Genomic DNA, 14,316 nt, shown 5'->3' with positions numbered 1-14,316 from the left:
CCGACCTGGGGCGGGCCACGGCGCCACGACCGTCTCCGGCGCCTCACGCCCGGATCACGGCCGGTCCGGCCGTGGATCAGTAAGGCAAGGGTGCCGGATGAGGGAGTGTCCCGTCACGAAATACCCACATACGCTCAGTCGCGGATCGATCACCTTCAGTGAGCGATCTCAGTAGGGTCAAGGGTCCTTCAGCGGACCGACCGCGCTCGAGAGGGAGGTCTCGGTTTGAGCCCATCGTCATCGCGGGAGCCGATCTACACGACAGAAGAGCAGTATCCACAGACTCTCGGCACGGCAGCCGCACGAAACCTGGCGACGACCACCAAGACCCCGCCGCAGATGCAGGCGATCAGCTCGCGCTGGCTGCTGCGGGTCCTGCCCTGGGTCGAGGTGTCCGGCGGCGCCTACCGGGTCAACCGGCGCATGACCTACAAGGTGGGCGGGGGCCGCGTCGGCATCGCCGGCACCGCGCGCCGGGCGGAGCTCATCCCGCCCACGCTGCGGGAGATCCCGCCCTTCGCCGGGTTCTACGACGAGGAGGTGCTCGGCGAGCTGGCCGCCCGGTTCACGCAGCGGGAGCTGCCGGCCGGGGAGACGCTCGTCGAGCACGGCCAGCGCGGCGATCACTTCTACGTGGTCGCCCACGGAAAGCTCAGGCGCGAGGGCGAGGGAGCCTTCGACGACGCGGCGCATCTGCCTCCGGTGGGCGACGGCGGCTACCTCTCGTACGAGGCGCTGACGGATCCGGACTTCACGTGGGACCACAGTGCCGTCGCCGCGACCGCCTGCTCGCTGCTGGTGCTGTCGCGGCAGGACTTCCTCGCCACGCTCGACCGGTCGGGCGCTCTCGCCGCTCACGTCGAGCGGTTCCGGACCGTGACGCAGGTCCCGCAGAACAAGCACGGCGAGGCCGAGATCGCGCTGGCCGCCGGCCACGCCGGGGAGCATTCGCTGCCGGCCACGTACGCCGACTACGAGCTCTCGCCACGGGAGTACGAGCTGGGCATCGCCCAGACGGTGCTGCGGGTGCACACCCGGGTCACCGATCTGTACAACGAGCCGATGAACCAGCTGGAGCAGCAGCTGCGGCTGACCATCGAGGCCCTGCGCGAGAAGCAGGAAGACGAGATGGTCAACAACCCGGACTTCGGGCTGTTGAACAACGCCGACTACTCCCAGCGGCTCCAGACCCGGTCGGGTCCGCCCACGCCCGACGACATGGACGAGCTGCTGTCACGCCGCCGCAGCACCCGGTTCTTCCTGGCTCATCCGAAGGCGATCGCGGCGTTCCTGCGCGAGTGCAACCGACGCGGTCTCTACCCCGACCCCGTCGAGTGGGAGGGGAGCCGGATCCCCGGGTGGCGGGGCATACCGATCTTCCCCTGCAACAAGATCCCCATCGCCGCGGGCCACACGTCGTCGATTCTGGCGATGCGCACCGGAGAGGACGACCAGGGCGTGGTCGCCCTGCACCAGACGGGCATCCCGGACGAGTACGAGCCGGGGCTGAACGTCCGGTTCATGGGCATCGACGAGAAGGCGATCACGTCGTACCTGGTCAGCACCTACTTCTCGGCCGCGGTCCTGGTCCCCGACGCGCTCGGCGTGCTGGAGAACGTCGAGATCGCGGCGCCGGGCTCGTGATGGCGGAGCACATACCGGTGGAGCGGGAGATCCCGCGGGGCCTGCCGTCCGGCCCGACCGGGCTCGGCACGTCGGCGGCCCGCCTGGCGGCCGCGCTCCGGACGGCGATCCCGGAGACCCATCCCCTAGGAGAACGGCCGGGCCGGCCACCCGCCGTCGACCGGCCGCCGGAGTCCGAAGCGGTGGCCGAGGGCGTCGAGCGGCCCGCGCTCTTCTGTCCCGAGGAGACCGCGGCAGACTCCGGCATCACACCCGGATACGCCGAACGTCCGTGGGGCGACGGCTCGTACCCGCCGTTGTACTGCCCGGAGACGGTCCGCGTCGACGACGACCTCGGCGACCGGGTGAACGACGCCCTCGTCGCCTGGGCGGAGGAGACCGGCATCTACGCCGACCGGCTCGACGCGTTCCGCCGCACCGGGTTCGGCCGGCTCGCCATGCTCGCCCACCCCGACACCGACGACCCTGACCGGTTGCTCCTCGCCGCCCAGGTGAACGCCGCCTGGTGGGCGAGCGACGACTACTACGCCGACGAGAGCGAGTTGGGGGCCACGCCCATTGAACTGCCACCGCGGCTCGCGCTGGTCATGTCCGCGATGGACCGCCCACCGCCCGCCGGGGAGTTCACTGGCCCGCTCGAGGAGGCGCTGCGGGCCGACCCCGTCCTGGTCGCGCTGGATTCGGCAACCGCCCACCTGCGGCGCCACGCCACGCCGTCCCAGGTCATGCGGGTGTGCAACACGACGTTCCAGATGTACGTGAGCTGGGCGGCGTACGCCGCGTGGCGCTACAGCGGCGGGCTCCCGCCGGCCTGGCGCTACCTCGCGGCCCGGCAGCACGACAGCTTCTACACGTCCATGACACTGATCGACGTCGTCGGCGGCTACGCCCTTCCGGCCGACCTCTTCTACGAGCCGCACTTTCACCACGCGCTGATGCAGGCGGGCACGGCCGCCGTCATCGTCAACGACCTCCACTCGGTGGCCAGGGAGGCGGCGGACGAGCAGGCGGACAACCTGGTCCTGAGGGTCGCCGCCGAGGAGAAGTGCACGCTCCGCGAGGCGATCGAGACCTGCGTGCGCCTGCACAACCGATTCGTCCGCGACTTCCAGACCAGCCAGGAAAGACTCGCCGCCGTCCCCTCCGTAGAGCTGCAACGGTTCCTGCGCGGAGCCCAGGCATGGATGGGAGGGGGCTTCGAATGGCACAGCACGAGTAGTCGTTACCGCTGATCCGTGGGCGGCCGAGGCCCTCGCGGCCCGGCCGCCCACGGATACGACGCACGGCTCCGCCGGCGACGGGACGCCTCCGCGTCCCGCGCCCGCGGAGATGACCAGCAGCTCCGTCACATCCCCCCACACGCCCGAAGGAGCCGGCATGACGTCCGTCCAAGACTCCCTCCACGCCTCCGTAGTCCCCGTCAGCCCGTATCAGCGCTCGGTCGCCGACTACTGGAACGCCGAACGGAACCCGGTCAACCTGCGGCTGGGCGAGGTGGACGGCATCTACCACCACCACTACGGGATCGGCGAGGTCGACTGGTCCGTGCTGCAGAGCCCACCGGAGCTCCGCGAGACCCGGCTCATCGAGGAGCTGCACCGCCTCGAAAGCGCGCAGGCCGACTTCCTCCTCGACCACCTCGGCCCCCTCGGGCCCGCGGATCGCGTCATGGACGCGGGCTGCGGACGCGGCGGGTCCAGCCTCGTGGCCGCCGCGCGGTTCGGGTGCGAGGTCGACGGCGTCTCCATCTCCCAGGCCCAGGTCGACTTCGCCAACGAGCAGGCGCGGCTGCGCGGCGTCGGCGACCAGGTGCGCTTCAACCTGCGCAACATGCTCGACACCGGCTTCCCGACCGGCGCGTTCCAGGCGACCTGGAACAACGAGTCCACCATGTACGTCGAGCTCGGACTGTTGTTCGCCGAGCACTCGCGGCTGCTGCGCCGCGGCGGCCGGTACGTCTGCATCACCGGCTGCTACAACGACGCATACGGGCTGCCGTCGCGGGCCGTCAGCCAGATCAACGCGCACTACATCTGCGACATCCACCCGCGCAGCACGTACTTCAGGGAGATGGCCGCGAACCGCCTGGTTCCGACCAGCGTCGTCGACCTGACCCCCGCGACCATCCCGTACTGGCGGCTGCGCGCCCAGTCCAGCCTGGCCACCGGCATCGAGAACACGTTCCTCGACGCCTACACCGACGGCAGCTTCCAGTACCTCCTCATCGCCGCCGACCGCGTCTGACCCTCCGCGCAGCCGGCCCGTACGGCGGTCCCCACACCGCTGTCCCCGTACGGCCACCCCCGAACGGCGGGCCGCTCAGCGGGCGAGGAGGTCGCGCAGGGCCTTGGTGACGTCGGCGGGCGCCTCCTCGGCCATGAAGTGGCCGAAGCCGACGGTGCGGTGCCGCAGGTCCGGCGTCCAGGCGCTCCACAGCGCGGCGGCGTCGAAGCCGAGCGCGGCGCCCCAGTCCTGCTGCAGGACGGTGACCGGCATCCGCAGCCGGTTGCCGTCCGCGCGGTCGGCCTCATCGTGTTCGAGGTCGATGCCGGCCGACGCACGGTAGTCGGCCACGATGGACGGCACCGCGTCGCGGCAGGCGTCCAGGTAGGCGGCGCGGACGTCGGCGGGGATGGCGTCCGGGTCACTCGTCCAGATGTCGAGGAAGTGGCCGAAGAAGACGTCCGGGCTCCCGGCGATCAGCTGCTCGGGCAGGCCGGGAGGCTGGGCCATCAGGTACAGGTGGAAGCCGACGGCGGCGGTGACACCGCGCATCACCTCCCACATGTCGACGGTCGGCAGCACGTCGAGGCAGGCCAGGTGCGCGACCGCTTCGGGGTGGTCGAGGCCGGCGCGGAAGGCGACGAGCGCGCCGCGGTCGTGCCCGGCCAGCGCGAAGCGGTCGTGTCCCAGCGCACGGGCCAGGGCGACGATGTCCGCGGCCATGGTGCGCTTGGAATAGGTGTCGCGGCCGGCCTCGGCGGGCTTGTCGCTGGCCCCGTAGCCGCGCAGGTCAGGGCAGATGACGGTGTGGTCGGCGGCCAGGTCTTCGGCGACGTGCCGCCACATCAGGTGGGTCTGGGGAAAGCCGTGCAGCAGCACGATCACGGGGCCCGACCCTGCGACGGCGGTGTTCAGCGACACGCCCTCGGCGACGGGGACGCGCCGGTACTCGAAGCCGGGAATGGCAGGCGCCATGTTTCTCGCCCTTTCTCGTGGTCGGGATGCCGTTAAGGCTGCCGCGTGCGAATGAGCATCCGATGAGCGCGCTACGTGACCTGCGGAATCTCCTGGAAGGAGGGCCCCGCGCGGGGGCGCCTTCGGCGTGCCGGGGCCGGTGGCGGAATGTCCCGGAAGGAGGATCCTTAGGTTCTAGCGGTCGTTGCAACACCCCGCCCCAGGGGGCGCGATGGTCTTCGAGAAGCGCAAGGATCGATCACCTCAGGGGCGTAGGCATCGTTAGGCTCCGCTGCATGGCGAACCATGTACAGGTATCGACGACGGCGGACAATCGCGAGACGGCGATCGAGTTGCTGAACTCGGCTGTCAAGGCGCGTCTGGCCGCGTCCGGTCAGGTCTTCGGGCCGGCGACTACAGCGTTCTGGCATCTGGGCGAGTTCGGCACCGGAGAAGAGTGGCAGGTCGTGCTCAAGACCACCGAGGACCGCTATCCGGAGCTGGAGGCGCATCTCATCGATGCACACCCGTGGGACAACCCTGAGGTGTCCTTCACGCCTCTCGGCGGCTCGGCGGCGTATCTGGAGTGGGTGAGCCGGGCGACTGCTTGAGAAGCACTTCCGCTTCATCAATCAGGGCGGCCACCGCGACCACGCTGCGGTGCGGCTCCAGCCGCTGGAGTGTCTCCGCGATGCGGTACCGCGGACGTGCCGACGCGACGTCCGCGCACAGCACGACCGCACGGCGGGTGACGGCTGCGCCCTGTTCGATGTCTCCGTCATCGATGTGCGCGTCCGCGAGCCATGTCAGGTACAGCGCCTTATCTCGCGCGTGCGTGTCTTCATAGCGATCAAGGGCACCTGTGAGGGCGGAGATGGCACGGCCCGGTTGGCGCAGGACGCTCCAGCAGCGGCCGGTCATGATTTGCAGCTCGGTGTGATCAACCCAGAGTGCCCAGTCAGGGCCCTGTCGGTCGTGGCCGTCGTCGAGTGCTTCACGCGCGAGATCGAGCGCATGCTCGGCGGCTCGTGCATCGCCGGCGACGGCATGGGCCCAAGCGGCACGCTCTCGGAGTAAAGCCTGGACCGCTCGCGGCGTCTCGTCGCTGTCCGCAACCCGGCATGATGCGTCAGCTTCGGACACGCCTGGCTGCCCAGTGCTGACCTTCTGATAAGCGAGGAACGCCAACGAGTTGGCGATCAGAGATGTGTCTCCGGTATCCGAGGCAGCGGTGAGACTGCGCTTGAAATGCTGGCGGGCCCGCGCGTGCCATCCGGCGTCGAAAGCGGCCCATCCGGCCTGTTGAGCCTGCTCGGCGATGACTCCCATGAGCGCGCGGCCGGTCGCGTCGGTGTAGCTCGCCTTGTCGGCGATGGCAATCGTGGACTTCAGCTCGGCCGCGTAGACCGGATACGTCTCCGCGCCGCCAAGCACGTCATCCAGACGCCGGAGCCGGGCCGTCCGATTACGAAGCCGTGCGACTGCCTCAGTCCCGATCCGGCGCCCAGCGTCGAGATCGGGACTTCCGGGCATCGTGAGCGTGAGGCCAGCGGCCAATGACGATCCGACGAACGCCCGACGGTCCACTTCGTCCTCGTCTTCTGTGAAGAGCTCATCTTCGGACATCTCGAACGCGCGGGCGTACAGAAGTCGGTAGCGCTCGCTGATCTCATCCACGTCACCGCGCTCCCAGCGCTTGACGTAGGACAGCAGGCTCTCGTGGCTCGGAAGCCTGTTGCGTGCCTCTCCGGCTGCACGGGCGAGTTGGCGCGCCATCTCGGTTTTGTCCCAGCCGCGCGCCTTCCGCTCCGCGCGGATGCGATCAACCCACACCTTATGAACGTCGGCCATCGTGTTGCGTGCACCTTTGCCGAGCATCCTGGAGCACGACAGCCGTGCTCCCTCATGCTCCGCATTGTCCTCTACCGGCGCAGTTCCCGCAGCCCTTAACTAACTGTGACCGAATCGCCACATCTTCGGAGGCGTAGGTGCACGCACAGGAAGTCAGTTCCACCCCGCCGGCCGACACGGTCAAGGCGCACGCGCTCAAGCTCGCGCCGCTGCTGATCCGAGCCGGCTTCAACGTGGCGGTCCGCGCGGACGGCATCGTCGAGGTACGGAATCCGCGTGACGTGCGGATGACACAGCCGATCATGCTCGTCGAGCACCAGGGCGCCCTGTGGTGGGCATGGGTCTGGTCAGGGCCGACCCGCGATTCCCCGCCCGAACGTGAGCTCATGGTGCAGTTAGATGTCGGCACGCCGCCGTTTGGCCAGGCGCCTCCACCGCCGAGACAGCGGGCTGTCGGGCGAGGTGATGGGGTCTCAGGCCCGGCGGCGACCTGGACGGCCGGGACACCCCAGACCACTGCTCATGCCAGGCCGAAGCCGTGGATCAAGTCACCGGCACTACTGCCAGGCCCTCTGACTCTCCGGCCGATCGGCCAGGAGGAAATCGGTACGGCGACCGAGTCGTACCCGAGGCTCTTAAGGAGGAGCCAGATGACCTTAACGCTCGAGAGGACGGCTGCGGCCGTCAACGCCCGGGATCTCATCTCCCCGGCCTTGTTCGATCGGCTCGTCCGGCGCATCGTCAAGGACGAGCAGGTCGACCAGCCGACGGCCAAGCGGATCATGGCCGAGGCGCTCGGGTTCCTGCAGGCGTGCGCGCTCAACCCGGGCGCGGGTCTCGGCCCGTCACCCGCCGTCGACATCGGCTGGCATACGTTCGTCCTCCACACCCGGGAATACGCGGAGTTCTGCCAGCGGGTCGCGGGGCGGTTCATTCACCACGTCCCTACCGACGATCACACGTGCAAGTGCGACAACGCCTGCACGGGAGACGTTCCGCCTGCCGAGGGCGGCTCGATCGCCACCACGCTCGCCGCGATGCGCGCGGCCGGCATCCCGGTCGATGAGGAGATGTGGCAGGCGCGCGCGGTCGACTGCTCGCAGTGCCACGCCGGTTGCACCGACAGCCCGTGACATCCACCTCTCACGCGACCCCAGGTCATATGCTCGGCGGCCTGGGGTCGCCCCCTATCCAGCGAGGAACGCCATGAGCCGACACGAATGGGACGCCCTGCCGGAAGGTGTCCGCAACGCGGTCGAGCAGCACTGCGGCGGAACGGTCATCAATGCCAAGGCACCCGAGAGGGGATGCAGCTCGGAGTTCTCCGCCACGCTCCATCTGAACGGCGGGGCCGTGTTCTGCAAGGGCATCCGAGCCACCGCACCCAGTGCGTGGATGCACCGCAACGAGGCGGCCGTCAACCACCTGTTGCCCCACGGCCTGGCACCGCGGCTGCTGTGGCAGACCGAGACCGACGGCTGGCTGATGCTCGGCTTCGAACACGCGGCCGGACGACACCCGAACCTGTCCCCCTATTCCGCAGACCTGACACCCGTCGCGGAGGCGGTCGCGGCGCTACAGCGGATAACCCCGCGCGCCGTGCCGAATCGCAGCATCGCGGCACGCTGGGCCCGGCTGCCGGTCTGGCAGCAGTACACCCAGAACCCACCCAACGACCTGGACCCCTGGGAGCAGGAGAACCTGCCCCACCTGGCAGAACTGGAGGCGACCGCGCACGAACTCCTCGACGGCGACGCGCTGCTGCACACCGACCTACAACCCGGCAACCTCCTCATCAACGATGACAAAGTGGTGGTCATCGACTGGGCCTGGGCCTCCCGCGGCGCACCTTGGATAGATCCAGCATTCATGGTGATCAGACTCATGGCAGCCGGGCATCCCCCCGAAAGCGCGGAATCGTGGGCACGCCAGATCCCCACATGGCAGGCGGCACCGACGGCCGCCGTGACAGCATTCGCGACCACAGTGCTGGGCCTGTGGAGACACAAGACGCGATCACCAGCCGCACGACCACACTCGGCACGGCTCACGGCGGTAGCCCAGGACTGGGCACGGCACCGCCTCGATGCGACCTGACCCAGGACACCACGAAGCCGCCCAATCCGCTATCAGGGGGCAGGGGCGTCTTCGGCATGCTGGGGCCAGTGGCGGAATGTCCTGGAAGGAGGAGCAGGGCGTGAGGGTCGTCTTCGGCGTGCTGGGGCCGGTGGTGGCGTGGGACGACGCCGGGGAGTCGATCGCCCTGAAGGGGCCGAGGCACCGCGCCGTGCTGGCACGGCTGATCGTCGCCCGACGGCGCGTCGTCCCTGTCACGCGGCTGGCCGACGACCTGTGGGAGGACCCTCCCGAGGACGCCACCGGCGCGATCCGTACCTTCGTCGCCGCCCTGCGCCGCGCCCTGGAGCCGCAGCGTCCACCCCGCGCGCCGGCCCGGCTCCTGGTCACCGAGGGTCCCGGCTACGCGCTGCGCGCCGAGCCCGACGCGGTGGACGCCTGGCGCTTCGAACGTGCCGTGACCGCCGCCACGACGCCGCCGCCCGCAGGGGCGCCTGTGGCGCTACCGTTCGCAGGAGTGTCCACGACGCTGCGGCCCGCGGAGGTGCTCGCGCGGCTGGACGAGGCACTCGGGTGGTGGCGCGGGCCCGCGTACGCCGAGTTCGCCGACGAGCCGTGGGCCCGGGCGGAGCGTTCGCGGCTGGCGGAGCTGCGGCTGCACGCCGTCGAGCGCCGGGCCGAGCTGCGCCTGACGCTGGGCCTGGCCGCGGAGACGGTGCCGGACCTGGACGCGCACGTGGCCGAGCACCCGTGGCGGGAGCACGCCTGGCGGCTGCTCGCCCTGGCGCTGTACCGCACCGGCCGCCAGGGCGACGCGCTGGCCGTTCTGCGCCGGGCCCGTACGCTCCTGGTCGAGCAGCTCGGCGTGGACCCCGGCCCGGCACTGCGCGAACTGGAGGCCGACATCCTCGCGCACGCCGCCCGTCTCGACCCTGAGCCGGGCAGTGCGGCGGGGCGGGTGTGGGCGCAGACAGCGGCGGCGTACGACCGCGCCGTGCCGTCGGGGGCCCGGGCCCGGCTGGAGTCGACCGTGGGGCTCCTACGCAACCTCGCCGTGACCGGCGGCAGCGGCCTTCAGGAGGCCCGCCGGCATCGCGTCGCGGCGATCGCGGCGGCCGAGGAGTTGGGCGACGCGGAGCTGACCGCGCGAGTGATCGGGGCGTACGACGTCCCGGCGATCTGGACCCGGGTCGACGACCCGGAGCAGGCCGCTCACGTGGTCGCGGCGGCCGAGCGCACGCTGGCCGCCCACCCCGCCGGGCAGGAGGCGGCCCGGGCCCGGCTGCTGGCCACGATCGCCCTGGAGTCGCGCGGCACCCGCGCGGCGCGCGGGCCCGAGGCGGCTCGGGAGGCGGAGGAGATCGCCCGCCGGCTGGACGATCCGGCGCTGCTGGCGTTCGCCCTCAACGCGGCGTTCATGCAGAGCTTCGACCGCGCCGGTCGAGCGCCGCGCCGTGACGAGATCGGCGCCGAGCTGGTCACCCTGTCCGCCCGGCACGGCCTGTCCGCCTTCGAGATCCTGGGTCATCTGATCCGCCTTCAGGCCCGGAGCGCCCTCGGGGACCTCCCCGGCGCCGACCGGCACGCGGCCGCCGCGGACCGCTTGGCCGAGCGCCACGAACGTCCGCTGGTCGGCGTGTTCACCGGTTGGTACGCCGCGCTGCGGACCGCCGCGACCGGCTCGGAGGAGGCCGCCGAGGCCGCGTACCGGGACGCCGCAGCCCGGCTCGACGGCTGCGGCATGCCGGGGCTGGAACGCGGCCTGCCGTCGCTCGCGCTCCTGTCGCTGCGCGTGCTGCACCGACGGCCCGCCCGGACCGACGAGGACGCCGACTGGGGACCCTATGAGCCCTGGGCCCGCCCGTTGACGCTGCTGGCCAAGGGGCGTCGTACGGCGGCCGCCGCCGCGTTGCGCGACGTCCCCGAGCCGCCCCGGGACCTGCTGTTCGAGGCCCTGTGGTGCCTGACCGCCCAGGCGGCCATCGCCGTCGGCGACCGGGAGACGATGGAACGCGCCCACGCCGAGCTGTCCCCCGCGGCGGCGGAACTCTCCGCGGGCAGCGGCCTGCTCACCGTCGGTCCCGTCTCCCGGCACTTGGACGACCTCGCCGCCGCCCTCCGCTGAATCTCAGCCGCGAGCCACGAATCCTCGGGAGCAAAACCGCCGCAACGGCTTCGGCTCCCGCTGCGGTATCCGTCAAGGCGATGTCATCACGCCACGGGGGCAGATCCAGGTTCCCCCGGCATGGGGACGCCGCCGCGGGCCGTGTGGGAGTGGAGTGGTGCCGTCACATTCGACGTTCTCACAGGAGGTATCTGATGGACGCGCGTGCGAAGGTCCGGCGACGGACCGTGACCGTGTGGGCGGCCTGCCTGGCCGCGCTGGCGGTGCCGATCACTTCGGCCCGTGCCGCAGTCGACCGGGCGTCGGTCTCGTCGGCCCACGGAGGGCAGCTGCAGCGGTCGTTGGACGCGGTGACGGCCGCGGGGGCGGTGGGGGTGCAGGCCGAAGTGATCGGCACCGACGGCCGGTGGCGGGGTGTCAGTGGGCGCGCCCGGCTGGGTGGCGCGCAACCGGTGCCCCGGCAGGGGCGCTTCCGGATCGGGAGCATCACCAAGTCGTTCATCGCGACGGTCCTGCTCCAACTCGCCGCGCAGGGAAGGGTCGGTCTGGACGACCCGGTCGAGCGGTACCTGCCCGGCAGGGTGCCCGGCGGACAGCACATCACGGTGCGGCAGCTCCTGAACCACACCTCCGGGATCGCCGATTACCTCGATGACGCCAAGACCTATCCGCTCGCCGGCCAGGAGTTCCTGGAGAAGGTGCGGTTCCACACGTTCCCGGCCGAACAGCTCGCCCGCAGCGGCGTCGCGCTTCCGCGGTACTTCCCGCCCGGCAAGGGCTGGCGCTACTCGAACACGAACTACGTGCTGGCCGGTCTCATCATCGAAAAGGTCACCGGCCGGTCCTGGCAGGACGAGATCACCCGCCGGATCGTGCGGCCGTTGGGGCTGCACAACACGACCGTGCCCGACAGCGGACCCGACATTCCCGGCCCGCACGCGCACGGATACATGACGATCGACGGCCGGGCCCTGGACATCACCCGGATGAACCCCTCGATCGCGGGAGCCGGGGGCGCGATGATCTCCACCACCGGCGACCTCGACCGGTTCTACGCCGCGCTGCTCGGCGGCCGGCTGCTGCCCGCGACGTGGCTCGCCGAGATGAAGAAGACGGTCCCGATTCCTGGCGGCGGCCCGGCCAAGGAGGCGGACGGGCTGGGCCTGGACAGTATGCGACTCCCCTGCGGCGTCACGGTCTGGGGCTACGACGGAGGCATCGTCGGCTACGGCAGCCAGAGCTGGCACACCGCCGACGGCCATCGGCACATCAGCCTGTCCGTGACCCTGCGCGACCTCGCAGACCCCCGCACCACACAGATCCTGGACGCGATCCAGAAGACGAAGAACACCGCCTTCTGCGGCACCCGCTGAAGGCATTCCGAACAGCACCCGCCCATGCCTGGGCCGTCACCGCTCGGTGGCGATGCCCGCGCAGGTGCGCGCGCCGCGTTCCGATCCCGGACAGGCCGCCCAGAACCGGTTCGCGCGCTCGGGGTAAGCCGTGATCAGCCGCCGAAGACGCGGTTACGCCACGCGGCGAGCTCGGCCGCGACGGCGGCGCGCTGGTCCGCCGTCACCGGCGTGCCGGTCGCGGTGTTGACGACCAGGGCCGCGTGCAGCCCGGCCGGAGCGGTGAGCAGTACGCGGTGGGCCGCCGCCGAACCGGTCTCGTCGGCGACCCGGACCGCGCCGGAGGCGGGGAGGCCGGTGAGTGAGCCGACGTCGCCCACCACCGTCGTGCTCGCCGGGGCGAACGACTGCGGCAGGTGGAGCTCGGTCGGCACGGTGCCGGACGTCCCGCGCCAGACGAGAACCCCGTACTGGCGGTCCTTGACCAGGGCGGCGACGTTCGGCAGCGACGACGGGACGGTGAGCCACGCCTGCTGCTGGCCGGCCCCGCCGAACCCGGAGCGGGCCAGGTCCTCGTACGCGAAGGCGAGCGCGTCACCGGCCACCGCGGACGGGTACAGCCGGTCCAGGACGCGCTGGTCCAGCCGGAGGCTGACGTTCCCGGCGGCGTCGGTGGTCGCGACCGAGAAGTCCTCGTCGTTCCACGCGTCGCCGGTGGTCTGCACCTTGTCCGGGTTGCCGTTCATCAGTTCGTGGTGGTGTCCGCTGTAGACGTCCCAGTGCCACTGGGTTCCCGACAGCACCGGGCCGCCGCTCGCGGCGGAGTCCCACCAGTTCTTGCCGGGGGTGCCGTAGTCCATGGCCTGGTACATCGCGCGGACCATCCACGGCGTACGGTCGCTGCCCGTCCCGGACATCCGGTTGCCGAACTCCGAGACCAGCGGGGCGGTCTTCAGCTCCGTGGCGCGCTGCCGGATCCGGTTCATCGCCGCGTCGTACGTCCCGTCGGAGGCGGCGGACGGGTCGATGACCATGCGGCCGCCGTCGTAGTAGTGACTGTTGAAGACGAGCCGGGTGCCGAGCGGTCCGGACGACGACAGGCCGCCCTCCTCGAAGAACCCGGTGTTCCAGAACACCAGCGGCTCGACGAACGCCGGCTTGGCGCTCCACCCGGCGTTGTCCATGGCCGTACGGAACCGCTGGTAGAAGGGCAGCAGGTAGGTCTTTTCCCAATCCAGGCCGCTCTGCCCGTCCAGCCCGCCGTCGAACGGCTCGTTGAACGGGTCGAACCCGACGACGCTCTGGAACGCCTGCGCGGACAGCTTGGTCTTCAGGTACGTGAGGGCGGCCGAGGCCTGGGTGAGGAAGGCGTCCTGCACGCCGACCTGGCCGGTCGACGTCGTGAGCGTCCGGTTGTGCCAGAAGTCGTGGGCGGCCTGCCGTACGGCGGCGTTGTTCTGCATGTTCTGCCCCCAGAGCAGGCAGATCCCGCACGACTCCTGAGGATAGTTCCCGGCCTTTGTCAGCCATTCCGGGGCACCGTCGCCGGTGTACCAGCTGCCGCTGTTGAACAGGTGGGAGGAGTACAGATCCTGGTGGTAGTCGATCAGGACGCGGATTCCCCGGTCGGTGAACGCGGCGATCTGCTGAACGGCCCGGTCGAGGTAGGAGTAGTCGATCCGGTCGGGAGCCGGCTGCACGCCCTCCCAGCTGATCAGGAACCGGATCGCGTTCGCACCGGTCAGGTCCCGCATCGCCTGCGCTGACTTCGCGGCGTCGGCGGTGCTGCGGAAGGGCAGCAGGCCGTTCTCGTACAACTTGGCGCTGCCGGAGACGTTGAAGCCGCGCAGCGTCACCTGCCGCCCGTCGCCGTCGCGGAACACCCAGTTCTCCCCTGCGGGGGAGACCACGACGGCCGGGCTCGTGTCCGCGTCGGCCCGCGAGACGCCGGTGACGGTGACGGCGGCGGCCGTGGCGAGGGCCACGGCCAGAACTTTTCCGGTACGGACGGCTGCGAAGGACACCCTGGACATAGCGGGGGCCTTTCAGGAGGCGGGCCCTCCACTGTCCAGGAAGCCCCTCACCCGTGCA

11 protein-coding genes are annotated in these 14,316 nt (G+C 70.7%); 8 read left to right on the top strand and 3 right to left on the bottom strand.

The annotated features are described in order from the left end of the window. Positions 1 to 225 precede the first annotated feature (225 nt). The 3 genes from ABEA24_RS00845 (at position 226) to ABEA24_RS00835 (ending at position 3,888) form a co-directional block, all read left to right on the top strand. Positions 226 to 1,644: a family 2B encapsulin nanocompartment shell protein gene (locus tag ABEA24_RS00845; RefSeq protein WP_345428283.1), complete on the top strand. Its 1,419-nt coding sequence runs from the start codon at positions 226 to 228 to the stop codon at positions 1,642 to 1,644. Then, the gene (locus ABEA24_RS00840) at positions 1,644 to 2,876 is read left to right on the top strand and encodes a family 2 encapsulin nanocompartment cargo protein terpene cyclase (protein ID WP_345428280.1); all 1,233 of its coding nucleotides are present in this window, start codon (positions 1,644 to 1,646) and stop codon (positions 2,874 to 2,876) included. The genes ABEA24_RS00845 and ABEA24_RS00840 overlap by 1 nt, the downstream gene beginning before the upstream one ends. A 145-nt stretch (positions 2,877 to 3,021) precedes the next feature. Further along, positions 3,022 to 3,888, top strand: coding sequence for a geranyl diphosphate 2-C-methyltransferase (locus tag ABEA24_RS00835; RefSeq protein WP_345428278.1), 867 nt, complete (start codon positions 3,022 to 3,024; stop codon positions 3,886 to 3,888). A 75-nt stretch (positions 3,889 to 3,963) separates the two neighbouring features. Here the strand turns inward: ABEA24_RS00835 and ABEA24_RS00830 are convergent, their stop codons facing one another. Continuing rightward, positions 3,964 to 4,842 (bottom strand): alpha/beta fold hydrolase, encoded by an 879-nt coding sequence (locus ABEA24_RS00830; RefSeq protein ID WP_345428275.1) that lies wholly within the window; start codon positions 4,840 to 4,842, stop codon positions 3,964 to 3,966. Between the two features lie 275 nt (positions 4,843 to 5,117). On the opposite strand from ABEA24_RS00830, the gene cutA reads away from it, so the two are divergent. Next, a complete protein-coding gene (gene cutA / locus ABEA24_RS00825; RefSeq protein WP_345428273.1) occupies positions 5,118 to 5,432 on the top strand; it encodes a divalent-cation tolerance protein CutA in 315 nt (104 codons plus the stop codon). On the opposite strand, the gene ABEA24_RS00820 is transcribed toward cutA, so the two are convergent. After that, on the bottom strand, positions 5,374 to 6,672 hold the full coding sequence (locus ABEA24_RS00820; protein ID WP_345428271.1) for a helix-turn-helix domain-containing protein: 1,299 nt from the start codon (positions 6,670 to 6,672) through the stop codon (positions 5,374 to 5,376). The genes cutA and ABEA24_RS00820 overlap by 59 nt on opposite strands. 137 nt (positions 6,673 to 6,809) lie before the next feature. Here ABEA24_RS00820 and ABEA24_RS00815 point away from each other — a divergent pair, with 137 nt between their 5' ends. The 4 genes from ABEA24_RS00815 to ABEA24_RS00800 all read left to right on the top strand — a co-directional run bounded on the left by ABEA24_RS00815 (position 6,810) and on the right by ABEA24_RS00800 (position 12,246). Continuing rightward, positions 6,810 to 7,805 carry a glycine-rich domain-containing protein gene (locus ABEA24_RS00815; RefSeq protein WP_345428269.1) on the top strand — a complete coding sequence of 332 codons (996 nt, stop codon included), beginning with the start codon at positions 6,810 to 6,812 and terminating at the stop codon, positions 7,803 to 7,805. A gap of 73 nt (positions 7,806 to 7,878) precedes the next feature. Continuing rightward, on the top strand, positions 7,879 to 8,769 hold the full coding sequence (locus ABEA24_RS00810; protein WP_345428266.1) for a phosphotransferase: 891 nt from the start codon (positions 7,879 to 7,881) through the stop codon (positions 8,767 to 8,769). A 76-nt stretch (positions 8,770 to 8,845) separates the two neighbouring features. Beyond that, complete coding sequence (locus tag ABEA24_RS00805; protein WP_345428264.1) at positions 8,846 to 10,873, top strand: BTAD domain-containing putative transcriptional regulator; 2,028 nt, start codon at positions 8,846 to 8,848, stop codon at positions 10,871 to 10,873. A 194-nt stretch (positions 10,874 to 11,067) separates the two neighbouring features. Beyond that, positions 11,068 to 12,246 (top strand): serine hydrolase domain-containing protein, encoded by a 1,179-nt coding sequence (locus ABEA24_RS00800; protein WP_345428262.1) that lies wholly within the window; start codon positions 11,068 to 11,070, stop codon positions 12,244 to 12,246. 134 nt (positions 12,247 to 12,380) lie between these two features. Here the strand turns inward: ABEA24_RS00800 and ABEA24_RS00795 are convergent, their stop codons facing one another. Next, positions 12,381 to 14,258 (bottom strand): cellulase family glycosylhydrolase, encoded by a 1,878-nt coding sequence (locus ABEA24_RS00795; protein ID WP_345428260.1) that lies wholly within the window; start codon positions 14,256 to 14,258, stop codon positions 12,381 to 12,383. Between the last annotated feature and the right edge of the window lie 58 nt (positions 14,259 to 14,316).

The sequence above is a fragment of the Actinoallomurus vinaceus genome, assembly GCF_039542055.1.
In the GTDB taxonomy this organism is placed as follows: domain Bacteria; phylum Actinomycetota; class Actinomycetes; order Streptosporangiales; family Streptosporangiaceae; genus Actinoallomurus; species Actinoallomurus vinaceus.
Note: the sequence above shows the minus strand (reverse complement) of the source record. Positions and strands in the feature narration are given on the sequence as shown.

What these genes read in the sequence shown, in the direction of transcription:
- ABEA24_RS00840 (WP_345428280.1), top strand. Translation starts at nt 1,644, where the DNA reads ATGGCGGAGCACATACCGGTGGAGCGGGAGATCCCGCGGGGCCTGCCG.
- ABEA24_RS00835 (WP_345428278.1), top strand. Translation starts at nt 3,022, where the DNA reads ATGACGTCCGTCCAAGACTCCCTCCACGCCTCCGTAGTCCCCGTCAGC.
- ABEA24_RS00830 (WP_345428275.1), bottom strand. Translation starts at nt 4,842, where the DNA reads ATGGCGCCTGCCATTCCCGGCTTCGAGTACCGGCGCGTCCCCGTCGCC.
- cutA (WP_345428273.1), top strand. Translation starts at nt 5,118, where the DNA reads ATGGCGAACCATGTACAGGTATCGACGACGGCGGACAATCGCGAGACG.
- ABEA24_RS00820 (WP_345428271.1), bottom strand. Translation starts at nt 6,672, where the DNA reads ATGGCCGACGTTCATAAGGTGTGGGTTGATCGCATCCGCGCGGAGCGG.
- ABEA24_RS00810 (WP_345428266.1), top strand. Translation starts at nt 7,879, where the DNA reads ATGAGCCGACACGAATGGGACGCCCTGCCGGAAGGTGTCCGCAACGCG.
- ABEA24_RS00805 (WP_345428264.1), top strand. Translation starts at nt 8,846, where the DNA reads ATGTCCTGGAAGGAGGAGCAGGGCGTGAGGGTCGTCTTCGGCGTGCTG.
- ABEA24_RS00800 (WP_345428262.1), top strand. Translation starts at nt 11,068, where the DNA reads ATGGACGCGCGTGCGAAGGTCCGGCGACGGACCGTGACCGTGTGGGCG.
- ABEA24_RS00795 (WP_345428260.1), bottom strand. Translation starts at nt 14,258, where the DNA reads ATGTCCAGGGTGTCCTTCGCAGCCGTCCGTACCGGAAAAGTTCTGGCC.